Genomic DNA, 24,605 nt, shown 5'->3' with positions numbered 1-24,605 from the left:
TAAATAGATTTTAAAGTGGTGAGAAGATGCCAATAGAGGTAAAAAATATAAGTCATATTTATATGGAAAATACGCCATATGAAAAAAAAGCATTAAATAATGTCAGTTTAACAATAAATGAAGGTGAATTTGTAGCTATTGCAGGTCATACAGGTTCAGGAAAATCCACACTTATGCAACATTTTAATGGTTTATTAAATCCTACTAGAGGTGAAGTTTTTATTGATGGTATTGACATTAATAAAAAGAAGGATAAAAAGACTTTACATGCCAGACGTAGTGTGGGTATGGTGTTTCAATATCCAGAACAACAATTATTTGAGGAAAGTATTTTTGCAGATATTGCTTTTGGCCCTAGAAATTTTGGTTGTAGTGAAGATGAAGTAAAGCAAAGAGTCAAAGAAGCAATGGATTTTGTAGAATTAGATTATGAGGAGTATAAAGATAAATCTCCTTTTTTATTGAGTGGCGGTCAAATGAGACGTGTGGCAATAGCTGGAATAATAGCATTAAAGCCTAAATATCTAGTTTTAGATGAGCCGACAGCAGGTCTTGACCCTAGACTTAAACAGAATTTATTACAAAAGGTGAAAAAATTACATCAAAAAGAAAAGATGACGATTATTATGGTATCGCATAATATGGACGATATAGCACTTTTGGCAGATAAGGTAGCTATTATGAGACAGGGAAAATTAATGATATATGGCGAGCCACGCGAAGTTTTTACACATAAAGATGTAATTGAACAAGCAGGCTTATTAGAGCCAGAAGTGATGCAATTATTGCGAAAAATAAAAGAATATGGTTTAGATGTGGATATAAATGCTTTAAATAAACAAGAAGTTTTAAATAATATTTTAGTAGCTTTGAGAAAGAGAGGGATAAAATGTTAACTGATATAAAAATTGGTCAATTTTTCCCAGCGAATTCTTTATTGCATAAATTAGATGCTAGATTGAAAATCGTAAGTTTATTTATTTTAATCGTGGGGATTTTTGTTTTTGATAGCCAATTAGACTATATTATATGGTGCGTGTTAATTGGCTCTTTGATGTATATGTCAAAAATTCCCTTAAAAATGTTTTTTATATCCATAAAGCCAATTATCTGGATTATTTTATTTACTTTTATTTTGCATTCATTTACGACACAAGGAAAAGTTATTTTTGAAGTTTGGAAACTTAGTATTACATGGGAAGGTTTGGCAAATGGTAGCTTTGTCTGTCTTAGATTGTTATTATTGATGTTTGGAGCATCTTTATTGACATTTACAACGCCACCACTTGTATTATCTGATGCTTTGGAAGATTTGATGAAACCATTAAAAAGATTTGGCGTGCCAGCTCATGAATTAGCTATGATGATGACGATAGCACTTCGTTTTATTCCTACTTTATTGGAAGAAACGGATAAAATTATAAAAGCTCAAAAATCTCGTGGGGCTGATTTTATGACAGGAAATATCTTAAAAAGAGTCAAAGCTTTTATGCCAATATTGATACCGTTATTTATCAGTGCTTTTCGTAGAGCAGATGATTTGGCTATGGCTATGGAAGCAAGATGTTATCATGGCGGAGTGGGTAGAACACGCTTGAAACAATTGAGTTTTACCTCTAGAGATTATATAGCAATGACTGCTTTTATAGGGATTTTGTTAATTTTGACAGTTATAAAAATAGTTTTTCCCCATATGGTATTATTTACTTTATAAAATTAAATATGTATAATCTAAAAGAACTAGTTTATTTTAAATGTATATAATAGACTAGTTCTTTTTTGAAGCGATAAAATAAAAAATTAAACGAGGATAGAAAATGAAATCTGAACATAAGGAAATGATGAAAGCTAGAAGACGTAATATAAAACTTACGCTTAGTTATGATGGGACAAATTATCATGGTTTTCAAAGACAGACTAAAGTTGTAGCTGTGCAAAATGTATTAGAGGGTGCATTATTTAAATTATTTGGTGATAGTATTGAGTTAGCGGCAGCAGGTAGAACAGATGCTGGTGTTCATGCTATAGGTCAAGTGGTGAATTTTTTTACTGATGGAACTATTCCTATTCAAAATGTAGTGCGTGCAGGAAATCGCTTGTTACCAGATGATATAGTTTTATTAAAGGCAGAAGAAGCTGACCGTGATTTTAGTGCACTACATAGTGTAAAATCTAAGATTTATATTTATAAGGTTTTTGAAAATGAATTAGCAGACCCATTTATGAGTAGATTTTATTGGCATGTAAATAAAAAATTAAATTTAGAAGATATGCAAGAGGCTTTAAAATATATTGAAGGAGAGCATGATTTTTCTTCATTTCGTTCTGCTGGCGGAAATGATACAAGCCCTATTCGTGAAATCTATGAAGCTAGTTGTACAAAAGAAAATAATGTATATACTTTTAAATTTTGGGGCAGTGGATTTTTATATCATATGGTCAGAAATATCATGGGTTTGATGATAAATATTGGGCTTGGTAGAGTGGATAAACATGAAGTGCCAAAAATAATAGAGGCTAAAAATAGAGCTTTAGCAGGGAAGATGGCACCAGCAAATGGATTGTATTTGCAAAAAGTATATTATTGATAATATTTTGTTTAAGCTATGAATAATAAAGATGTAGAGGTATAAATGGTCATTTTAATTGCAGGTGCTAGTCATACAGGAAAGACTTTGTTTGCACAAAAATTATTAGAAAAATATAAATATCCTTATTTAAGTATAGATCATTTAAAGATGGGTTTAATTAGAAGTGGACAAACTAATTTAACAGTGGAAGATGATGAGCAATTGACTAAATATTTATGGTCAATTGTTGTAGAAATGATAAAAACTGCTATTGAAAATAAACGAAATTTAATTGTTGAAGGCTGTTATATTCCAGCAGATTGGATTGGGTATTTTAAACAAAGATATTTAGAAGAAATAAAATATTGTTGTTTAATTATGAGTGAAGAATATATAAAAAATAATTTTAGTACGATAAAACAAAAAGCGAATATCATTGAAAAGCGTTTAGATGATAGTTATTGTACAAAAGAATTGTTGATAAAGGAAAATAAACGTAATTTAGAGATATGTAAGCAATATAATTATAAATATATATTAATTGATGAAAAATATAATATAAGTGATATATAAAAAAAGCAGTAGATTTATATCTACTGCTTTTTTGTTAGTGAATAATTTGATTAGTTACCAGAACAACCATGTTTATCTTCATGGCAAGCATGTCCATGACCACCGCAAGAATGACCGTGACCATGATGATTACATTGTACATTAGCATTATAGTTTAATGTGCCATTAAGATATGCTTTTACAGCTTCATCAGCATTTCCCATAACGCCACCGAATAATTTAATACCAGCTTGAGCTAAAGCATTTTGAGCTCCACCGCCGATACCACCACAGATTAAGATATCTGCTTGAGCATTATTTAAAAATGTAGCTAAAGCACCATGTCCTTGACCTTGTGTATCAATGATTTGTTCATTCACGATTTGATTATTTTCAATATCATAAACTTTAAATTGTGATGTATGACCAAAATGTTGGAAGATATTTCCATTATCGTATGTAACAGCTATTCTCATTGTATTTACTCCTTTTTTAGTTATAATTTGTTGTTTGTGAATTTTTCGTTTAGGGCAATTTTGTAAACAGTTTTGTTCTCCTTGGCAAAGTTGATAATTGCCACCAGAAATCAATAGTGGACGACCATGTACAAGGCTGTTGGCTATTTTATAGCGAGCAATTTCATATATTTCACTGACTGTAGTGCGAGAAATATTCATTTGTTTAGAAGCTTGTTCATGGGTGAGTTTATTTAAATCTATTAGGCGAATTACTTCATATTCATCTAAGGTCAAAATAATTTTTTCACCATTAGAGATGCCTTCAGGAATAAAACTATCATAAGTTGGTTCAAAACAAATCTTGCGACAGCGACTAGGTCTTGCCATAAAATCATCTCACTAAAATTTATTTCCGACATATGTCGATTATTATTATAAGATATTAGTTAAGAAAAAACAAGTTTAATTAAAAAATTTTTCAGATAATCATTTGACTTGGAGTTTACTTAAAGTTCTATAATAATAAAAAAATACATAAGAAAAGAGTGATTTTTATGAATAACGGAGAAAAATATCAGGATAAATTATTAAATGATAAAGCTATATTATTTGGCGAAACAGACCCAGATTTTGCAAAGTTTTTTGCTGATTTTGCTTTTGATGATGTCGTTAATCAAAATGATTTAGATGATAAAACTCGCATGATGGCTATACTTGCTACATTGATTGGTTGTCAGGGCAGAAAAGCTTTTGAATGTATATTGCCAGATAGTTTGAAGATGAAGGTTACACCTGTAGAAATAAAAGAAATAATTTATCAAGCTGTAGCTTATCTAGGAATAGGCAGAGTAGCTGACTTTTTAGAGATTGTAAATGATTGTTTTAAATCTTTAAATATCAATTTACCACTTGAAGCGCAATCAACAACTACAAGACAGACTAGATTAGAAAAAGGTATACAAGCTCAAGTTGATATCTTTGGCGAAAATATGAAAGATTTTTGGAAATCCGGAGATAGTGAAACTAGACATATAAATCGCTGGCTTGCAGAAAATTGTTTTGGTGATTATTACACTCGTAAAGGTTTAGATTTAAAACAAAGAGAGATGATAACTTTTTGTTTTATCTTGGCACAAGGCGGTTGTGAAAATCAATTGACAGCACATATTCAAGGTAATTTAAATGTTGGCAATGATAAAGAATTTTTATTAAAAGTTTTAACTCAATGTTTGCCATATATTGGTTATCCTAGAAGTTTAAATGCCCTAGCTTGTATAAAAAAAGTTTGTGATAAATAAGGAAAGAAGATTTTTTGATGAAAGATGTTTTATTATTAGTAGGCGCAGGTCAAATAGGTATGGCTATCGCTAGACGTATTGGCTTTGATAAAAAAATAATAATTGGTGATAAAAATTTAGTTAATGCTAAAAAAATAGCAGATATTATGTATAATGCTGGTTTTGATGTAAATTATTTAGAAGTAGATTTAGCAGATAGAATATCTATTAAGAATTATATACAGGAAGCTCAAAAATATGGTCAGATAGGAATGCTTATAAATGTAGCTGGTGTATCACCTAGTCAAGCTTCTATAGAAACTATTTTAAAAGTAGATTTATATGGAACAGATGTTTTATTAGAAGAAGTCGGAAAAGTAATCAAACCATATGGCACAGGCGTAACGATTTCTAGTCAATCAGGTCATCGCATGGAAGCTTTAGGTAGTGAAATTGATGAACAATTAGCAACTACTGATTGTGAAGATTTATTATCTTTATCTGTTTTACAAGTAGAAAATAAAAAAGACAATTTACATGCTTATCAATTAGCAAAACGTTGTAATGTAAAAAGAGTTATGGCAGAAGCTGTAAAATGGGGTAAGAAAAAAGCTCGTATAAATTCAATTTCTCCGGGAATTATAGTTACTCCACTTGCTATAGATGAATTTAACGGTAAAAGAGGTGCTTTTTATAAAAATATGTTTGCCAAAGCACCAGTAGGACGACCAGGTACAGCAGATGAAGTGGCAAATGTAGCAGAATTATTGATGAGTGAAAATACAGGCGCAGATTTCTTAGTTGATGGCGGAGCTACAGCAGCATATTTTTATGGCGATTTAAATAGATAAAAAAGGAATATTTTTCAAAAATTTATAGCACAAATTCTTTTACGTTGGTTATTACAAAGAAATATTGTATGTATATCAAAATCTGTAAGAATAGAATACTTAAAAGAGAATTTTAATGTATTTGATTTTGAATTATCTAGTGAAGATATGAATTTAATATCAACATTAGATACTAAAAAAATTGTTTCTTTAGTCATTATGATCTTAAGATAATAGAATGGCTTTGTTCCATGAAATAAGAAAAATAATAAATAAAACAAAATATTAATAGAGATATAAGTTTTATAGGAATTAAAAAATACACTTTAAAAGTTAGATAAAAAACTTTTAAAGTGTAGGATATATAATGTTATTTATTTTTATTAATATTTAGTTTAATAGTGTATTTATAATCATCTGAGCGATAAAACATTTCAACATATTCAACAGGAATATCATTAATATCATAAGTTAAACGCTCTCTATAAAAAATTGGAATATTAGAAGGTAACTCTAAAAGGTTCTGAATATAGCTAGAAGGCATAATAGCTTCAATGTTTTCTTGTGCGGAATTTAATTGAATATGCTGTTTTTTTAATAGTTCATATAAAGATGAATGTTTATCTGTGAAATCAGAATTTCTTAAAATTATATTGTTTTTTTGAGTTATATAACTTTTATGGACACCTATTTTAGAATTGTTCATACAACGAATACGTTCTATATAATAAACCTTATCATTACTTAATAAATTTAGAGCATTTCTAACTTTTATAGGAGGCAATATATTTTCAAATTTCACTAAAATTGAATAAGAATCAATTCCTTTTACTTTGGTTTCATTACTAAAACTATCTAATTTTTGTAAATCTAAAATAAATTTTTGGGACTGTATAATAGTTCCTTTTCCGGAATATTTCATTACATATCCATCATTTTGTAAATCTTGAATAGCTCTACGAATAGTGATTCTACTTACACCATAATATTTTTGTAATTCTGCTTCAGATGGAAGTTTATTAGTATCTTTAAATTCGTTATTAATAATTCTGTTTAGTAATTTGTCATAAATAACAGCATGTAGACATTTATTACTCATGGCTCTCCTCCTCTGCCAATATTGTAACATTTCTTAGTCTATTTTTCTATTATTATTAATAGTGTCCATAAAATGTTTTGCTTTTTGAGGATTAATAGGATTTCTCATATTGCCATCTTTTATCCAAGTAGCAATAGATACTCCATCATAATATTTTATTAATGTAGAAATATTATCTCCGTTAGCTCCTCCACCTAAATATATTGGAGTATTAGGAACACGTTGTTTAATTTCATTTACGATAGAGATATTTTCTTCTATAGTTTTACCTGAAACAAATAATCCATCAGCAAATGCTTCATGTACAGCTTCCCAAGCGGCATCTCCCCAGCTTTTTTTACCTATTGGAACACCATGTACTTCGTAAATATCAGCAAATATAGGAACTTTTGAACCAATTTTACGTTTTAATTCTAATATATCAACACATTGAGCTTGTAGAATACCAGCGCTAGTAACATTTGCACCTGTGTATAAATGTTCTACACGTATAAAATCTGCTCCACAAGCGTCAGCAACAGCAAGGGCTGCTTCTCCATCCCAATTGACTAAAATACCTAATAATAAGGAAGGATAAGCATTTTTGATTTCTTGAGCAATTCTCGTCATATAAGCTACTGTTTGAAAATTTGAATGTTGCTTTATAGGCATATCATTCATATTTTGTAAAATAATACCATCAAAATTATTTTCAAGTATCATTTTTGCTTCGGATAAACAATCTTTTACAATTTCATCAATAGTTTTGCCAGTATATGTGTAAGTACCAGGTAAAGGTGGTGGTTGAAGCATAGCTAAAGCAGGTTTATTTAGTAATTTTTTATTCATTTAAAATCACGTCTTTCTGTAAATTATTAATATAATTTAAAGCAATATTATACATTTGATTAGCCGGTATAATGCCATATTCTGTTATATAAGCATAAATGAAATTAGGATTGACAGGAACTAGTTCTGGAGTTTTAAATTGTATATTATCTTTATTGATATCTAAGTCCCAATTTTTAGTTAATTTTATATATAAATCATCAATAACTAATTCTTTATGAAAACCTTCTATACTACGAGTATCTAGTTTTATCATTGGTGTCAAGAAATATAATGGTATATGATAATAGTTGCAAATTAACCCTACAATATCTGAACCTGTGGTATTAAATCCAGTACCATCAGCATATAATGTTTCAGCACCCATAAAACAAGCATCTACATTTTTCATAAAATGGAATAATGAACAATCTGGAATAAAATGAATATCATAATTTTTTATAGAGTATAGTTTTTTTATAAAAGGATATCCACCATCAATAATTCTACTTTCAGGAATAAATAATTTACGAGAAATATTATCTTTAGATAAATTTATTAAAAATTTTTCAACAGTACTAGAATAATCATATGCTAAAATTGATTTAAATTTTTTAGATTCATTAGTTGCATAAAATAATATTTTTTCTAAATTTTTTGAAGAAATATCAAAATAGTTATTTTTATTATTAATAATATTGATACGAAATTCTGAGGAGTTTAAGTTAATTTTATCAATATTAGAAATCATAATAAATATTGCATTAGAAATAGCTTGACTAGCTTTTCCTCTTGTTTGTATATAATAATTACAAACTAACTTTATATTATGAATAATTTGATCTGGAGTATTATCACTATTAGCAAGATTTTCAATCATTGTACCAATAGCTTTTATATGATTAGAAGCTCCTAATAGAGTATGATTTTCAATTTGATCAAATATTATTTGATCATTTGATGATAATAATGAGCGAATATGTTCTTTAGTATACATATTATATTTTCTCCTAAATGAATTGATAATAAATTTAAATTTTTAATATAGAACGAGCATTATGATTAAATATTAAATTTAAATATTGCTTCTTTAAGTTTAACATATCAAATATTTTTAAACCTGTAGATGTTAAACGATAAGGATACATAGAACCAAATAAAATTTTGTGACTATCTAATGTATTAATGGATTTTCGTAAAATTTGTAGTTCATATTGATTAGATGTTTCTATAAAAATATTTTTATTTCTAGAAGCAACATCAATACAAGTATATCCATAATCAAAACAACCCATATGAAGAAAAATAAATTTTATTTTAGGATATTTTTTAGCCCAAAATTCCCATTGTTGTGGTATAGAACGAGCACCAATTCCTACAAAAACTTTTACAGGTTTATTTGTAGTTTCAATTATAGATAGTATTTCATTTAGATTATATTGTAAGTCGGGATAATATCCATGTTCGAAAGAATTAAATTCGAACATGGATATATTTTCATTAGTGCAAGCTAACTTTACACTATCAATACACGACGGATCTTTAGGATTTATAATAGCACAACCTAATAAATTATCATGTTTATTGACAATATTGATAATATTTTTTGTATTTTCAATATTACTTAAATTATTTAAAGAACCAACAACTCTATAATCAATATTATATTTTTTCATATCATTTAGTAATGGTAATAAATTATATTGTCCATTATTATATTTTATATATGAGTGGATATCAATATACATAACTATACTCCTAACCCAAAATACCTAGATATGTTCCAGCTACACCAATTATCATAGTAGAAAAAATTAATATAGTTGCAGAAATTTTCTTTTTAGTGATTAAAATATACATTAATAGAGTATACATTAATCCAAGAAAACCTGGCATTAAGCTATCTAAAGTATCTTGTAAGACTAAAACACTTTCACCACTTCCTATTGAGATAGGTGTTGTTATTACAACTAAGGCAGGTATAAAACCACCAACAATCATGAAAGCTGCTAAAGAAGCTAAATCTGTTATTTTATCAATTAATCCACTATTTTGAATAGTATCTAATAGTTTTATACCTTGAGAATATCCTTGAAAAACACCTACATATCGAGTACCTAAAGATACCACACACATACCTAAAACAAAAAATAAAGGACCAAACCAACCTAATCCACTTTGAATAAAAGATATAGCTAAACTAGCTAGTATAGGGCGAGCTGTACCATTTAATAAAGAATCACCAAGACCTGCTAATGGACCCATTAAAGCAGTTTTTATGTCTGTAACAATAGAACCATCAAAATCATCATTATTAGCATTTTCTTCTTCCATTGCAGCACTTATGCCTACAGGTATAGCAGAAGTAATGTCATTAGTTAGAAAATATTCCATATGACGTTCATAAGCTTCTTGTTTTTTTTCTTCTGTATCATATAGTTTTTCAATAGCAGGCATCATAGCTTGGGTAAATCCTGCATTTTGTTGACGTTCGTAGTTATTACAAGTACGAATAGTCATTTGATTCCAAAAAATTTTCCATAAATCTTTATTTGTAAGTTTCTTTTCCATATTAAAACCTCTTATTCATTTATTTCTTTACTACCAAAATAATAATATATTGCACAGCAGGCAACAGCTAATAAAGCTATGCCAATCATGTTAACATGAAGGTAAGATGCAAAGAAAAATCCAATGATAAAGAATGGCCACATTTTTTTAGACTTTATGGTAGAAAGTAATAAAGCAAAACCAACAGCACCAATCATTCCTCCACCAACAGCTAGACCAGATATAATTTTTTCAGGAATGGATTCTATAATATTTGCTACAAAATCAGCACCAAAATAAACTGCTAAAAATGTTGGAACACCATATAATAATATATTCATTAACATAGGATATATAGTATTGTTACGAATAATAGCTCCACGATTCATTTTACTAACAGCATTATCTACTCTATGCATAAAATATACATTTATTAAAGAATTTTGAAAAGTTGTAGCAATTTGACCAATAAAAGAAACTGGTAAAGCTGTTGCAACTGCAAGCTCAGTACCACCTCCACCTAAAATGGCAATTGCAGTAGCAATTGCTGTAGAAATTGTAGGATCTGGAGGAGTAGCAGTACCCACAAATATTACAGCTAAAAACATAAGTTCAATACTTACACCTACAGCAAATCCAGTAGCTGTATCACCCATAATTAATCCAACGATAGGACCTACTACAATAGGTCTAAAAATATGTGTTTGAAATGTATGAGAATCAATAAACGCAATAGTAACAAAGAGAGAAACTAATAAAGCTTGTTCAAAAATACCCATAATATATACTCCTTTTAATTTAAATATTATAAGTTAGCTTTTCTTATTAATTCGAAAGTATTTTGACTATGATCACTAGGTACTGTTCTAAATTCACAAATAAAGCCTAATTCTTCTAATTGTTTGAAGGCAGAAATATCCTCATCAAAGAGCCAGAAATTATCTAAAATTTTACTTTTTCCTTTTTTCATGTTTTGATTTCCAATATTTATATTTTTAATAGTTAAAACATTTGCTAATTGCAATGCAGTAGATGGTGATCCAGCAAGTAGAAGTGTATTATCAGAAGATGTATCGTCTTGTAAAATTTTAATGGCATCTGCAATAGTTAATACTTGTAATTTGATATCTTTAGGAGTAGCCATACGTAATAATTTTTGTCTTAACGAATTTTTAGCTGCATTATCATCAACAACAACAATTTGTTTGGCATCTGCATATTGAAGCCAAGCTGTAACAATTTGTCCATGGATTAATCGTTCATCAATTCTAAATACAGTAATGTTCATATTAAATCTCTCCTTATAAATCGCTGATACCAATTGTTTGGCTAGCATTTTCTAAAATATGTTTTTTCATTTTATCTAAAGTTAAAATATCTTTATTCATATAACATTCAATAAATGTAGGTAAATTTATACCATATAAGATAGCAATATTATTTTTTTCAAAGGCTGCTAATGTAGAAAGATTAAAAGGAGTTCCGCCTAAAATATCAGTAAAAATTAAAAGTTCTTTAGACTGATTGTCATTAATATAATTTGTTATAAGTAGCTCTAAATCTTCATTTCCCATAGTTTCTTTGAATGATATAAAGTCAACCTCTTTTAATTCACCTATTAGCATTTTAGCAGAGTGTAATAAGCCTTCAGCTAAATTGCCATGTGTTATTAATAAAAATTTCATTTTACATCCTCCATAAATATTCTGCATTTTTATAAAAAATTTGTTCAAGTTGAGTATCATTAAAACCTAAATGATAGAATTTATCTATTTCAATATTTACAGGCTTATAAGGCCAATCAGTACCGAAAACAACACGATTAGCTCCTAAAATTTTTACAGCATTTTTTAAAACATCAACATCCATTTGACCAGATGTTTCAACCCATACATTTTTTAAATCTTTAACTGCCATAATTGTAGACATGCCAAATTCATAATAACCAATGTGAGTAAAAAGAAAATCTATATTAGGAAATTTTTTTGCCCATTCTGCCCAAATATATGGAGTACTTAGAGGTGCAGTTCCTACATGCATTTCAACATGAACATTATATTTACTGATTTCTTTAAAAATTTTTGAAAGTTCAGGTCTATTATCTGGATAATATCCTTGTTTCCAAGAATGAAATTTTACGCCGTTCATTTTATATTCATCTAAACATAAATTAACTTCATTAATAGCATCTGAATCTTTTGGATTAATAAAAGCGTATCCTTCTATCTCATTAGGAAATTCTTTCATAGTATTATAAATTAAATCATTTTGTTCTCTTGTAGAATTTCCAGAGAGACAACTAATTCCAACTTTTGAAATACCATAAGATTTTAGTTCTGAGATCATGTTATTAGCTGAAACAATTTCACCAGAACTAGTAGGACCAAAATGAGAATGAATATCATATATTTTCATACCGTTCCTCCTTGGTTATAATGTTATAACGTTATAATGTTTACAAGAATAGTATAGAGCATTTTATTTAAAAAGTAAATAGTTTTTTATAAATTTTAAGAAAATATAAAAGAATTAATACAAATAAAAGCTCTTTGATTAAAAACTAATCAAAGAGCTTTTTTGTTAGTGAATGAAAATGATTTATAAAGTTTTTAGATTTTATTTAAGGTTATTTTTGAAGAATAATTCTAATTTATCAAATGGTATTTTATCAATTTTGTCATATAAATCAATGTGTTCAGTATCATCTACAACATATAATTCTTTAGGTTCAGAGGCTTTATTAAATGCTTCTTCACTGAAAAATTTAGAATGAGCTCTATCGCCAACGATAAATAATATTGGACGAGGAGAAATTTCATCAAGATAATCAAGTAAATGATAATTCATAAAAGCAAGATTACTAGTTGTAGTAAAGCCACCTAAAGCATTGATATGATGTCCTCTTTTTAAAGCGTAAAAACGGAACCATTCAGCTGTTGGTTCTGTTAAATCTTCAGGAACTTTTTCAAGTGGTTTATCTGGAAAATATGGAATGTATTCAGGATATCCGTTTTGAGCATCAATCCATCTTTGTTTAGATAATTTTTCTTTAGTAGCTTGAATAGTTTCTTTATCCATGCCTAAGCGAGAAGCTACAGTCATATCATACATTGAAGCTGTAGCCACAGCTTTTATACGTGTATCCATCTGTGTTGCAGATAAAGCGAAACCACCAGAACCACAAATACCGATAGCTCCAATTTGTTCACGGTTTACAAATGGTAAAAGCCCTAAATAATCAACACCTGCACTGAAATTTTCTGTAAAAATATCTGGAGATGAGACATGGCGAGGATATCCTTCAGATTCACCCATAAAGCAAGGGTCAAATGTTAAAACGATAAATCCACGTTTTGCAAGTTCATTAGCATAAATACAAGGCCCTTGTTCTTTAACACCACCATAGGGAGCACCTACGATTAAAGCTGGATATTGTTTGTTTTTATCTAAATTTTTTAGATGATATAAATCTCCAGCTAGAGTAAAACCATAGCGATTTTTATAAAAGACAGAAGTACGCTCGATATTATCGCTTAATGGGGCAATATAATGTTTAGACATAATGAGACCTCTATTACTGCAAAAAAAATAAGAACTGTATCTTTGAAAATACAGTTCTTATTGTTAATTACTTTATCAAATAGTTTTATAGAGCTTTATGGTCTTGCTCAGCGATTTTTTCTTTAGCTACAGAAAGCATTAATTTTATACGATTTAACTGGTTTACTTCACTGATACCAGCATCACAGTCAATAGCTACGATATTTACACCATCGTGAGTACGCATGAGTTCACGTATCATACCTTTTCCTGTGATATGATTTGGCAAGCAACCAAATGGTTGTAAACAAATGATATTATCTACACCTTCTTGGATTAATTTTGCCATTTCACCAGTTAAGAACCAACCTTCACCAGCCATATTACCTAAAGAAACATGAGGTTTAGTTAAATTGGCTATTTCTTTAATTGTATATGGAGCGGTGAAACGCTTGCTAGCACGAAGTGCTTTACGCATAGGTTTGCGGAAAAATTCAAGTACTTTGATGAAGATTTCGGATTTAGCTTTATCTATCCATTTACCATCGAGCATTTTATATTTTACGATATCATCATATGCCATGTACATGAAGAAATCCATTAAATCAGGTGTTACAACTTCAGCACCTTCATCAAAGAGAATTTTTTCTACATGATTATTAGCTGTTGGGTGATATTTAACAAGAATTTCGCCAACGATACCTACTTTTGGTTTTATTACATCTTCATTGAGAGCAATTTCATCAAATTCTTTTACAGCTTTTTTGATATTATTGCTGAATTTAATATAATTGCCATTAGTGATTTCGTCCATGAAGATTTTACGCCATTTATTATATAAGACATCAACAGAGCCAGATACTTTTTCATAAGGTCTTGTTCTATTGGATAGGCGAATTAATAAGTCAGCGTAAATAGTAGCTTTGACAACATCAAGCCAAATTTCTGTTTTTAATTTGAAATCATCTGTTTCACGACCAACACAGGCAAATACAGGAACTTGGCTTAAGCCGGCATTTTCTAAAGCTTTACGCATTAAATTTAAATAGTTTGTAGCACGGCAAGCACCACATGTTTGGAAAAGCATGATGGAAGTATTATTCACATCATATTCGCCTGATTTTAATGCTTTTAATAATTGACCGATGACTACGATTGCAGGATAGCACATATCATTATTGACATAGCGTAGACCTAAATCAATATCTTCTTGTGTAGGCATTGGCGGAATGACGATTTTCATACCAGATTTTTTACAAGCATGTTGAATGAAATCAAAATGTTTAGGAGACATTTGCGGTGCCAAGATAGTATGTTCTTCTTGACATTCTTTGCTGAAATAAGCACGTTGTTTTGGAGGTTCGATTTCGTCAATTTGGGCAAAGCCATATTTCCATGCAGCCATGAGGGAACGAATACGTATACGAGCTGCACCAAGGTTACTTACTTCATCTAATTTTATCATGGTGTAGATATCGCCATGTTGTTCTAAGATTTCACGTACTTGACCAGTAGTGATAGCATCAAGACCACAACCAAAAGAACTGAATTGAATTAAAGTCATTTTTTTATGGCGAGCTACATAACTAGCAGCATGATACAATCTAGCATGATAGCTCCATTGGTTTACGATATCTAAGCTATCTTCTGGGCAATCTAAGTGATAAAGAGCATCTTCAGATAAAATTGCAATGCCGTAAGATTGAATCATTTCAGGAATACCATGATTGATTTCAGGGTCAACATGGTATGGTCTACCAGCTAAAACGACAATTGGCATTTTTTTATCAGTAGCTTCTTTGATGATGTTTTCACCATAATTGCGAATGTCTTCTTTATATTTATCTAATTCCTGATAACTTTTTTCTACAGCTTCGATTAAGTCTTTTTTAGGAATATTTAAAGAGGATAATTCTTCTTGTAAACGTTTAATCAAAGCTTTTTTATTATTTATTGGTAAGAATGGTTGAAGGAAGTTTATATTTTTCTGGCGGAGAATATCCATATTAGCACGGATATTTTCAGCATAAGAAGCGACAATAGGACAGTTATAATTGTTATCGGAGGCATGAAGCGGGTCTTTCATATTATAAGGGATACATGGATAAAAGATAGTAGTTATACCTTTTTCAATTAAATCCATGATATGACCGTGTACTAATTTTCCTGGATAACATAAAGAGTCAGAAGGAATAGTAGACATACCTTTACAATATAACTGAGCTGAAGATTTGCCAGATAATACTACTTCATAACCTAATAAAGTGAAGAAAGTAAACCAGAATGGAAAATCTTCATACATATTGAGTACACGTGGAATACCTATGCGTCCTTTTGGCGCATTGAGAAGTGGTTTATAGTATTCAAATAAGCGATGATATTTATATTTATAAATATTAGGTGCTTTATCTTCTTTAGCCACTTGTTTGCCAATGCCTTTTTCACAGCGATTTCCTGTAGAATAGCGATTGCCATCAGGGAAAATTTGTGTTGTGATTAGACAGTTATTACCGCAGCCATGACAGCGGTAAGTTTTTGTTTCCATATGGAAATCTTTTAATTCTTCTTTGGTTAAAATAGAAGATTTTTCTTGTTGACGTTCTATAGCTAAAAGTGCAATACCATAAGCACCCATTAAACCAGAGATATCTGGGCGGATTACATTTTTATTTAATAATAATTCCATAGAACGAAGTACAGCATCATTATAGAATGTACCACCTTGAACCACGATATTATCGCCAAGTTCAGATACATCTTTGACTTGGATTACTTTAAATAAAGCATTTTTGATAACAGAAAGAGCTATACCAGCAGAAATATCATTTACAGAAGCTCCTTCTTTTTGGGCTTGTTTTACACGAGAATTCATGAAAACAGTACAACGAGTACCTAAATCTACTGGATTTTTAGCAGTTAAGCCTTTATTGGCAAAATCGCTGACTTCCATATTTAAGCCTTGAGCGAAGTTTTGAATGAAAGAACCACAGCCAGCAGAGCAAGCTTCATTTAAAATGATTTGTCCGATATTGCCTTTATTTACATAGAAGCATTTCATATCTTGTCCACCGATATCTAGAACGCAAGATACATCAGGACAAAATTCACGAGCTGCACGTAAATGAGCAAAAGTTTCTACTTCACCAAAATCTGCATGAAGAGCAGCTTTAACGATATGTTCTCCATAGCCAGTCGTACCAACAGTAGCAATATAAGCATTAGGAGGAATAATTTCATATAGAGCTTTTATTTCATCTAATACAGTTTTTAATGGTGAGCCATTATTACTGCCATAGGAAGAATATAATATTTCACGATTTTTACTAATTGCGACTAATTTTGTAGTAGTAGAACCAGCATCAATACCTATGTATAGAGGTCCTTGATAATCTGATAATGAAGCTTTTTTTACAACATCTTTATTATGACGTTGCTTAAACTCATTATATTCTTGTTCATTTTTAAATAATGTAAAGGCTACAGATTCAGTTTCTGTAGATGATTTACTGCAATTATTTAAACGTTGCATTAATTCATCATATGTCATTTCAATTGCATTATCGCTTAGAGCGCAACCCATAGCAACAAAATAACAACCATCATCAACATTGACAATATGTTCATCAGTTAATTTTAAAGTTTTAATAAAGCGTTCTTTTAATTGAGTTAAGAAATATAAAGGACCACCTAAAAATGCTATATTACCTTCAAGTGGACGTCCTTGAGCTAAGTTACCAATAGTCTGATTAACTACAGCTTGTAAGATAGAAAGAGCAATATCAGCTTTAGAAACACCATCATTTAATAATGCTTGAACATCTGTTTTAGCAAAAACACCACAACGAGAAGCAATAGTATAAATTTGAGTGCCTTTTTGAGCTAATTCATTTAAACCCATAGCATCAGTATTTAAAAGAGAAGCCATATGGTCAATAAATGAACCTGTGCCACCTGCACAAACACCATTCATACGTTGTTCTGGAGCAGAGCCAAAATAAGTGATTTTAGCATCTTCACCGCCTAATTCAACAGCTACATCAGTTTGTGGTATCCAATTTTTAACAGCTTTAGAACAAGCAATTACTTCTTGAATGAAAGGCATGTTTAAATTATTAGCCATACCCATACCAGCAGAGCCAGTTATTGCACAGGTAAATTTATGATTTTTTAATGTATCTGATAATAAAATCATATTATCGTGCATGGATTTATAGATTTCTGATAAATGACGCATGTATTTCTTATAAACTACTTGATTATCTTTATCTAAGACAACTAATTTTATAGTAGTAGAACCGATATCAATACCAAGTTTATACGAAAAATTCAAGATAACACCACCTATAAAATATATATTTATTAATACTTTAGAAATTAGAAATATAAGCTTTAAATAGTTATTATTGTGCATATGTATTATATCATAGAATAAAAAATTTACCAAAATGAATAGTATTCACTTTTGAGGATTTTTTTATTAATTTTAGAAAAAAAGAATGAATTTTTTAGCTGAAATTGAATAGAAAAGTAAAATTAAATAGAAATAAGTGCTGAAAATGAAGATTTTATTTTCAAAATGAGATGATAAGATAAATTTTACTATATTTATAATAAGGAAGTTTTTTTCTGAAAAATAATGGAGTTTAATCTGGAAAAATAAAAACGATAACTTTTTTAAATTTTTTTCAAAAAAGTGTTGACAAAATGGTTTTAAAATAATATACTATAGAAGCTGGCTCGTGAGACAACAACTCACAGAGAAAAAACAGCAATAAAGGTTAAGATGGCCCGGTAGTTTAGTTGGTTAGAATGCCGCCCTGTCACGGCGGAGGTCAGGGGTTCAAGTCCCCTTCGGGTCGCCATTTGCCTCGGTAGCTCAGTCGGTAGAGCAGGGGACTGAAAATCCCCGTGTCAGTGGTTCGATTCCGCTCTGAGGCACCATTTTATAATATGCTGGTGTAGCTCAATTGGCAGAGCAGCTGACTTGTAATCAGCAGGTTGGGGGTTCGATTCCTCTCGCCAGCTCCATGAAATGCGGGTGTAGCTCAATGGTAGAGCCCTAGCCTTCCAAGCTAGTTACGTGGGTTCGATTCCCATCACCCGCTCCATCAAAAAAAGTTTGAAAAAAACTTAAAAAAGTTCTTGACAAGAACAAAACGATATGGTAACATATTAAATGTTCTCGACGAGAATAAAGAAGTGAATAATGCCGGGGTGGCGGAACTGGCAGACGCACGGGACTTAAAATCCCGCGGTTAGTGATAACCGTACCGGTTCGATTCCGGTCCTCGGCACCAATCACCATCATTTGTTATTTTTGCCCTTTGCGGTCGTGGCGAAATGGCAGACGCGCTAGCTTCAGGCGCTAGTGGGGGATACCTCATGGTGGTTCAAATCCACTCGGCCGCACCATTAAAGAGTATATGCGGTTGTGGCGGAATTGGCAGACGCGCTACTTTGAGGGGGTAGTGATCAATGGTCGTATGGGTTCAAGTCCCATCAACCGCACCATTAATTTAAAGAATGAACTGATACCAATGTGATATCAGCTTTTTTTATGTCTGTAGAAAAATTAAATATGGCGCGTTGGTCAAGTGGTTAAGACACCGCCCTTTCACGGCGGCTTCATGGGTTCGAATCCCATACGCGTCACCATGGTTATTCAACTCTTAATAAAGAGTTTTTATATAGATTTAAGAATGCTTTTTAAAGTCCAGATTAAAAATCTAGATTTTAAAAAGCATTTTTTTATTGTCGAAAACAAACCTAAAATTTTTTTATCAAACTCATTAGATTTTATCTAATTGACAATAGTTATAGACAGGTATAGTATAAGTGTAAAGTTAACTAATCAAATATTTATATATTAGTAACTTAAAAATAATACTATTTGTGAAATTTTAAACTACTAATTTATATTAGTAGTTTATAGTTTTTTATGAAGGATATTGAGAGGTGCTATTATGTTTGATAAATTAGAAGAAAAGGCTATGATTCATTTTTTTAATAAATTTGATAAAAATCCATTTCTTTTAAAATTTAAAGATAATCAATATTTAGTAGGTAAAGGTGAACCAACTTTTGTAGTGGACTTTAAAAAGACAATACCTATAATGGATTTACTTAATAGTACGTCTATCGCTTTAGGTGAAGCTTATATGAATGGAGATTTAATCATTGAAGGAAATTTATATGATGCTTTAATTCATTTTTTAGGTCAAATGGATAAATTTTCTTTAAATGAAACTTTGCTAGATAAAATAATTCATCCATCTAATTCTAAAGAAAGTCAAGAAAAGCAAGTTCAATCTCATTATGATATAGGTAATGATTTCTATAAATTATGGTTAGATGAAACAATGAGTTATTCTTGTGCTTATTTTAAAAATGAAGATGATACTTTATATCAAGCACAAGTGAATAAAGTGGATTATATTTTATCGAAATTATATTTAAAAGAAGGTATGAGCTTATTAGATATTGGCTGTGGTTGGGGCTTTTTACTCATCGAAGCTGCTAAAAAATATAAGGTAAAAGGTACGGGTATTACTTTAAGTCGTGAACAATACAAAGAATTTAAATCGCGTATACAAAAAGAACATTTAGAAGATTATTTAACAGTTGAATTGATGGATTATCGAGATTTACCAAAATGGGGAAAAAGTTTTGATAGAGTTGTTAGTGTAGGTATGTTAGAACATGTTGGCAGGGAAAATTATCAGCTATTCAATGATTGTGTAAATGCAGTATTAAAAGATAAGGGTTTGTATTTATTGCATTTCATCAGTCAATTAAAAGAAATGGAAACTGATAGTTGGATGAAAAAATACATTTTCCCAGGTGGAGTGATACCAAGTCTTAGAGAAATCGTTTCTAGTATGGGAAATGATGATTTCCATATTCTCGATATTGAAAATTTGCGTCGCCATTATGAAAAAACTTTACTTTATTGGGCAGATAATTTTCATAATCATTTAGATAAAATCAGTGAAATGTTTGATGAAAAATTTATTCGCATGTGGGATTTATATTTAAATGCCTGTGCAGCAAATTTCCATATAGGTGGTATAGATTTACATCAAATTTTAGTTACTAAAGGCGTAAATAATGAATTACCATTAACAAGATGGTATTGATATATTAATATAATAATATAATAAAAAAGAAGCTCTATAAGTTATTTGTAGTATTTAACTTATAGAGCTTTTATTTATTCTTTATGCATTTTGATTATTACAAATAAATTCTTTTAGAAATTCATAAGTTTTTTGAGGGCTTGGTGGGCAACCTCTAACATAATTTTCAAATTTGCTAGTGCAACGACCTATGCCAATGCCATTTTCGCTAAATTCTCGCCAACCCTGACCGATAAATAATTTTGTAGATAATTTATCAAGTAAATTATCTTTATCTAATAAGGAGAGTGCTTGCAGTAAATTTTGATAACATTGTTCACAAGGGCTAGAAGCATTGATATGAGAGGTTAATTTTGAATTATTATCACAAGTAACAGTATTATCTATTAAATTAATGATATTAGCTTTATTGATGTCAGCACAACCGATATTTAATTTAGAAGCCAGTTCAATGTATTCGATATCAAATGGTTTATAGCCTAGATTTTGAGCATAGTAAGCATCAGCTAATAAATTATCTATAGTAGCATACATATGTTTATCTGCTTGGATATCAGATAAACTATCGATTTCTACTAATGTGAAATTAGCTTTAATTAAATAATTTAAGAAACAGATTGATTTATAAAAATTATCTGTAGTGAATAAAGAGCGATTTTGGGTGTGCAAGATATTTTGCATGGCCTGTAATGCATTGTGTAGTATAGTTTTTTCATTTGGTGAAGAAGTAACTAAATTAATAAAAAAGTCGGCATTGATAACTTTATCTATTAATTTATATTCGATACCACCAATGGTTTTTGTAGTGTAATCTTTATCCTTAAGACCATATACAGGAATGTTTAATTTATCTACAATTTTATCGTATTTACAAGTTATTAATAATTGTTCTAAATCATCATCGATTAAAGAACCTAATGCAAGATTGATATTAGTAAAATTATTGTCTTGTAGGTATTTGATTATTGTAGTTAAGATTACTGGAGAAGTAGAGTATAGTGTATTATTGATATATTTTATATCAGGTTTAATAATAATTGTACTATTTTTATTAGGGATAAATTCTTCTAATTTAGAATTAGATAATAGGTTAAAAGTGATTTCATAGAGATTTGCACCATGTGTTTGTAAAATATCTGTTGAGTTCATAAAATTCCTTTCTTAAATGATTATATAATGCGTTAACCTAAAATTTTTAAAAGTTGACATTATATAAATATAATGGTTTAATTATATTTATATAAAAGATTTAAGGTGATAATAAATGAATTGTGTAAATGATTTAAAAGAAAAAATATTAAATGGTTATAGAATTAATAAACAAGAAGCTTTAGATTTAGTGAAAGCTCCATTAGATGAATTATCTACAGCCGCTAATGAGATAAGAAAACATTTTTGTGGTGATGATTTTGATATTTGCACTATTATTAATGGAAAATCTGGTAGATGTTCCGAGGATTGTAAATATTGTGCACAGTCAGCTCATTATACTACAAAAATAGAAACTTATCCATTGTTAAATACAAAGCCTATTTTAGAAGAAGCACAGTATAATTATAGCAAAGGTGTAGCACGTTATGCAGTAGTAACTTCAGGCAAGAGATTAAGTGATGAAGAAATAGATAAATTGGCAAATTCTTTAGATGAAGTACATAAAAAATGCAAAATAAAATTATGTGTTTCTGGTGGTTTATTGAATGAAGCTCAATTTAAAAAATTAAATGATGTGGGCGTAGAAAGAATTCATAACAATTTAGAAACTTCAAGAAATCATTTTGATAAAGTTTGTACTACGCACACTTTTGAAGATAAAGTAGAAGCAATAAAAGCAGCGCAAAGAGCAGGTATGAGTGTTTGTAGTGGTGGCATCATGGGAATAGGTGAAACCATGGAAGATAGAATAGATATGGCTTTAGAAATACGAAATTTAAATGTAAATTCTGTGCCTATAAATCGTCTAAATCCTATACCAGGAACACCATACGAACATAATAAGCCAGTTACTGATGAAGATATGCAAAGAATAGTAGCTATTTATCGTTTTATTTTACCGGATTTATTTATTCGTCTAGCTGGTGGTAGAGGATTATTTACAGATAAAGGTAAAGCTTGTTTGCAATCAGGAGCCAATGCTGTTATTTCTGGTGATATGCTCACAACAAGTGGTATTTCTATTGATACAGATATGAAGATGATACAAGAATTAGGTTTTAAAATAGTATAATCATTTTAAAAATATATAGGGCAATTAAATTTGCCCTATATATATAAATATTATACAATAAATTTTTTTTATGTTATAATATTAACCGGACTGAATTGTATAAATAATCTATTATTTCAGAACAGGTATTTAGTATGATGTATACAAAATGAAAGGAGTTTTTGTATGGAAATTTTAGGATTTATAGTTCTTATTGCCTGTCTTGTTATTGGTGTTCGTTTTGGCGGCTTAGGATTAGCTGCTGTATCCGGTATTGGTTTGACATTCTTTGTATTTGTTGTTGGTTTAGTACCAGGAAAACCACCAATTGATGTAATGCTCACAATTATGGCGGTAGTTACTTGTTCAGGATTTTTGCAAGCTTCAAAAGGGCTCGATGTAATGCTAAAATATGCTGAAAAATTATTGCGTAAAAACCCAAAACAAATAACTGTACTTGCACCGATTACTACATGGTTTTTAACTGTTCTTTGTGGTACTGGTCACGTAGTATATACTATGTTTCCAATTATTTATGATATTGCTATCAAGCAAAATATCAGACCAGAAAGACCAATGGCAGCAGCTTCTGTTGCTTCTCAGATGGGGATTTGTGCTTCTCCTGCTTCGGTAGCTGTAGTATCCATGGTGGCAATGCTTGCAGGGACAACTCATCCATTAGGTGTGGTACAAATTTTAATGGTTTCTATTCCAGCTACATTCTGCGGTGTTTTAGTAACAGGCTTATGGAGCTTAAAAAGAGGTAAGGACTTAGCAAAAGATGAAATTTTCCAAGCTAAATTAAGAGATCCAGAACAAAGAGCTTATATCTATGAAGAACAAGCTCAAAATAATGCTGAAGTAAAATTACCAGCTAGTGCTTATAAAGCTACATTTATCTTCTTATTAGGTATCGTTGTAATCGCTTTATTTGGTAGCTTTCCTAAAGAATTATTACCACTCGTACCAAATGCAAAAGGTGCATGGGTACCGCTTTCGATGACACCAACAATTCAGCTTTGTATGTTGGTTATTGCAGCACTTATTTTACTTATTTGCAAAGTTAAAGTTAGTGATGTAACAAATGGTTCTGTTTTTAAATCAGGTATGGTTGCTATCGTTTCTGTATATGGTGTAGCATGGATGGCAGAAACTTATTTTGGTGCTTATTTACCAGAATTCAAAGAAACATTGGGACAGATTGTTTTAGATTATCCTTGGACTTATGCAATTGTTTTATTCTTAATATCTAAATTGGTAAATTCTCAGGCAGCAGCATTAGCTATTGTAGTGCCTATGGCATTAAGTGTAGGTGTTGACCCACTTATTATCATTTCATTTATTTCTGCTTGCTATGGTTATTTCTTCTTGCCAACATATCCATCAGATTTGGCTTGCATTGGTTTTGACCGTTCTGGAACAACAAGAATTGGTAGATTTGTAATCAATCATAGCTTTATCATTCCAGGTTTTATTGGTATCACAGTTGGTTGCTGTGTAGGTTATGTAATAACACATCTTTTATATTGATAATTTAATTAATGAAATAAAAAATCCTAGAGTTTATGCTCTAGGATTTTTTG

The 24,605-nt window shown here is 30.1% G+C and carries 23 protein-coding genes and 8 tRNA genes; 18 read left to right on the top strand and 13 right to left on the bottom strand.

Annotated elements, in window-relative coordinates:
* Positions 1-26: 26 nt before the first annotated feature.
* The 4 genes from BMX03_RS01570 to BMX03_RS01555 all read left to right on the top strand — a co-directional run bounded on the left by BMX03_RS01570 (position 27) and on the right by BMX03_RS01555 (position 3,143).
* Positions 27-896, top strand: a complete 870-nt coding sequence (locus tag BMX03_RS01570; protein WP_075555157.1) for an energy-coupling factor transporter ATPase — start codon at positions 27-29, stop codon at positions 894-896.
* Positions 890-1,714: an energy-coupling factor transporter transmembrane component T family protein gene (locus BMX03_RS01565; RefSeq protein WP_015562918.1), complete on the top strand. Its 825-nt coding sequence runs from the start codon at positions 890-892 to the stop codon at positions 1,712-1,714. The genes BMX03_RS01570 and BMX03_RS01565 overlap by 7 nt, the downstream gene beginning before the upstream one ends.
* Positions 1,715-1,817: 103 nt before the next feature.
* Entirely contained in the window at positions 1,818-2,588 is a 771-nt protein-coding gene (gene truA / locus BMX03_RS01560; protein ID WP_015562917.1) for a tRNA pseudouridine(38-40) synthase TruA, read from the top strand.
* Positions 2,589-2,633: 45 nt separating this feature from the next.
* The gene (locus BMX03_RS01555) at positions 2,634-3,143 is read left to right on the top strand and encodes a P-loop nucleotide/nucleoside kinase family protein (RefSeq protein WP_091693372.1); all 510 of its coding nucleotides are present in this window, start codon (positions 2,634-2,636) and stop codon (positions 3,141-3,143) included.
* A gap of 50 nt (positions 3,144-3,193) precedes the next feature.
* Here the strand turns inward: BMX03_RS01555 and BMX03_RS01550 are convergent, their stop codons facing one another.
* Complete coding sequence (locus tag BMX03_RS01550; RefSeq protein WP_015562915.1) at positions 3,194-3,967, bottom strand: DUF134 domain-containing protein; 774 nt, start codon at positions 3,965-3,967, stop codon at positions 3,194-3,196.
* Positions 3,968-4,134: 167 nt separating this feature from the next.
* Here BMX03_RS01550 and BMX03_RS01545 point away from each other — a divergent pair, with 167 nt between their 5' ends.
* Genes BMX03_RS01545 through BMX03_RS11510 form a run of 3 tightly spaced genes read left to right on the top strand, consistent with a single transcriptional unit; the run spans position 4,135 to position 5,921 of the window.
* The gene (locus tag BMX03_RS01545) at positions 4,135-4,878 is read left to right on the top strand and encodes a carboxymuconolactone decarboxylase family protein (protein ID WP_091693371.1); all 744 of its coding nucleotides are present in this window, start codon (positions 4,135-4,137) and stop codon (positions 4,876-4,878) included.
* Between the two features lie 17 nt (positions 4,879-4,895).
* A complete protein-coding gene (locus tag BMX03_RS01540) occupies positions 4,896-5,708 on the top strand; it encodes an SDR family oxidoreductase (RefSeq protein WP_091693368.1) in 813 nt (270 codons plus the stop codon).
* A 9-nt stretch (positions 5,709-5,717) separates the two neighbouring features.
* Positions 5,718-5,921 carry an aldo/keto reductase gene (locus BMX03_RS11510; protein ID WP_218138517.1) on the top strand — a complete coding sequence of 68 codons (204 nt, stop codon included), beginning with the start codon at positions 5,718-5,720 and terminating at the stop codon, positions 5,919-5,921.
* Positions 5,922-6,057: 136 nt separating this feature from the next.
* Here BMX03_RS11510 and BMX03_RS01530 read toward each other — a convergent pair whose 3' ends face one another.
* From BMX03_RS01530 to BMX03_RS01480, 11 genes are all read right to left on the bottom strand, one after another.
* A complete protein-coding gene (locus BMX03_RS01530; protein ID WP_177159335.1) occupies positions 6,058-6,786 on the bottom strand; it encodes a GntR family transcriptional regulator in 729 nt (242 codons plus the stop codon).
* A 33-nt stretch (positions 6,787-6,819) separates the two neighbouring features.
* Positions 6,820-7,614 carry a BtpA/SgcQ family protein gene (locus BMX03_RS01525; protein ID WP_091693363.1) on the bottom strand — a complete coding sequence of 265 codons (795 nt, stop codon included), beginning with the start codon at positions 7,612-7,614 and terminating at the stop codon, positions 6,820-6,822.
* Positions 7,607-8,590: an IF-2B domain-containing protein gene (locus BMX03_RS01520; RefSeq protein ID WP_091693360.1), complete on the bottom strand. Its 984-nt coding sequence runs from the start codon at positions 8,588-8,590 to the stop codon at positions 7,607-7,609. Before BMX03_RS01520 ends, BMX03_RS01525 begins: the two co-directional genes overlap by 8 nt.
* Before the next feature lie 34 nt (positions 8,591-8,624).
* Positions 8,625-9,341 carry an amidohydrolase family protein gene (locus BMX03_RS01515; RefSeq protein ID WP_091693358.1) on the bottom strand — a complete coding sequence of 239 codons (717 nt, stop codon included), beginning with the start codon at positions 9,339-9,341 and terminating at the stop codon, positions 8,625-8,627.
* Between the two features lie 10 nt (positions 9,342-9,351).
* Positions 9,352-10,164 carry a PTS system mannose/fructose/sorbose family transporter subunit IID gene (locus tag BMX03_RS01510; protein WP_091693355.1) on the bottom strand — a complete coding sequence of 271 codons (813 nt, stop codon included), beginning with the start codon at positions 10,162-10,164 and terminating at the stop codon, positions 9,352-9,354.
* Between the two features lie 11 nt (positions 10,165-10,175).
* Positions 10,176-10,922: a PTS mannose/fructose/sorbose/N-acetylgalactosamine transporter subunit IIC gene (locus tag BMX03_RS01505; protein ID WP_091693352.1), complete on the bottom strand. Its 747-nt coding sequence runs from the start codon at positions 10,920-10,922 to the stop codon at positions 10,176-10,178.
* A gap of 26 nt (positions 10,923-10,948) precedes the next feature.
* A complete protein-coding gene (locus BMX03_RS01500; RefSeq protein ID WP_091693350.1) occupies positions 10,949-11,431 on the bottom strand; it encodes a PTS sugar transporter subunit IIB in 483 nt (160 codons plus the stop codon).
* Between the two features lie 13 nt (positions 11,432-11,444).
* A complete protein-coding gene (locus BMX03_RS01495) occupies positions 11,445-11,828 on the bottom strand; it encodes a PTS sugar transporter subunit IIA (RefSeq protein WP_176815357.1) in 384 nt (127 codons plus the stop codon).
* A 1-nt stretch (position 11,829) separates the two neighbouring features.
* Positions 11,830-12,558, bottom strand: coding sequence for an amidohydrolase family protein (locus tag BMX03_RS01490; protein ID WP_091693345.1), 729 nt, complete (start codon positions 12,556-12,558; stop codon positions 11,830-11,832).
* A gap of 201 nt (positions 12,559-12,759) precedes the next feature.
* Positions 12,760-13,704, bottom strand: coding sequence for an alpha/beta hydrolase (locus BMX03_RS01485; RefSeq protein WP_091693342.1), 945 nt, complete (start codon positions 13,702-13,704; stop codon positions 12,760-12,762).
* An 85-nt stretch (positions 13,705-13,789) separates the two neighbouring features.
* Positions 13,790-18,013: a 2-hydroxyacyl-CoA dehydratase gene (locus BMX03_RS01480; protein WP_091693340.1), complete on the bottom strand. Its 4,224-nt coding sequence runs from the start codon at positions 18,011-18,013 to the stop codon at positions 13,790-13,792.
* 455 nt (positions 18,014-18,468) lie between these two features.
* On the opposite strand from BMX03_RS01480, the gene BMX03_RS01475 reads away from it, so the two are divergent.
* The 9 genes from BMX03_RS01475 to BMX03_RS01435 all read left to right on the top strand — a co-directional run bounded on the left by BMX03_RS01475 (position 18,469) and on the right by BMX03_RS01435 (position 20,819).
* Positions 18,469-18,545: transfer RNA gene (locus tag BMX03_RS01475), tRNA-Asp, on the top strand.
* Positions 18,546-18,548: 3 nt separating this feature from the next.
* A tRNA-Phe gene (locus BMX03_RS01470) sits at positions 18,549-18,624 on the top strand.
* 11 nt (positions 18,625-18,635) lie between these two features.
* A tRNA-Thr gene (locus BMX03_RS01465) sits at positions 18,636-18,711 on the top strand.
* 6 nt (positions 18,712-18,717) lie between these two features.
* Positions 18,718-18,791: transfer RNA gene (locus BMX03_RS01460), tRNA-Gly, on the top strand.
* Between the two features lie 100 nt (positions 18,792-18,891).
* Positions 18,892-18,980 (top strand) — tRNA-Leu (locus tag BMX03_RS01455).
* A 29-nt stretch (positions 18,981-19,009) separates the two neighbouring features.
* A tRNA-Leu gene (locus BMX03_RS01450) sits at positions 19,010-19,095 on the top strand.
* A 13-nt stretch (positions 19,096-19,108) separates the two neighbouring features.
* Positions 19,109-19,194: transfer RNA gene (locus BMX03_RS01445), tRNA-Leu, on the top strand.
* A 69-nt stretch (positions 19,195-19,263) separates the two neighbouring features.
* A tRNA-Glu gene (locus BMX03_RS01440) sits at positions 19,264-19,338 on the top strand.
* A 308-nt stretch (positions 19,339-19,646) separates the two neighbouring features.
* On the top strand, positions 19,647-20,819 hold the full coding sequence (locus BMX03_RS01435) for an SAM-dependent methyltransferase (RefSeq protein WP_075555163.1): 1,173 nt from the start codon (positions 19,647-19,649) through the stop codon (positions 20,817-20,819).
* An 81-nt stretch (positions 20,820-20,900) separates the two neighbouring features.
* Here BMX03_RS01435 and BMX03_RS01430 read toward each other — a convergent pair whose 3' ends face one another.
* Positions 20,901-21,968 carry a DUF362 domain-containing protein gene (locus BMX03_RS01430; protein WP_091693338.1) on the bottom strand — a complete coding sequence of 356 codons (1,068 nt, stop codon included), beginning with the start codon at positions 21,966-21,968 and terminating at the stop codon, positions 20,901-20,903.
* A 115-nt stretch (positions 21,969-22,083) separates the two neighbouring features.
* Between BMX03_RS01430 and bioB the strand changes: the two genes are divergently transcribed.
* Together bioB and BMX03_RS01420 are read left to right on the top strand one after the other, a co-directional pair.
* Positions 22,084-23,043, top strand: a complete 960-nt coding sequence (gene bioB / locus BMX03_RS01425; protein WP_022227567.1) for a biotin synthase BioB — start codon at positions 22,084-22,086, stop codon at positions 23,041-23,043.
* 165 nt (positions 23,044-23,208) lie between these two features.
* Positions 23,209-24,552, top strand: coding sequence for an anaerobic C4-dicarboxylate transporter (locus tag BMX03_RS01420; protein WP_018999970.1), 1,344 nt, complete (start codon positions 23,209-23,211; stop codon positions 24,550-24,552).
* The last annotated feature ends 53 nt before the right edge of the window (positions 24,553-24,605 follow it).

It is taken from the genome of Megamonas sp. Calf98-2, assembly GCF_900110235.1.
GTDB classification, from domain to species: Bacteria; Bacillota; Negativicutes; order Selenomonadales; family Selenomonadaceae; genus Megamonas; species Megamonas funiformis.
The sequence above is the reverse complement of the archived record's forward strand: the minus strand, read 5'-3'. Positions and strand labels throughout refer to the sequence as shown.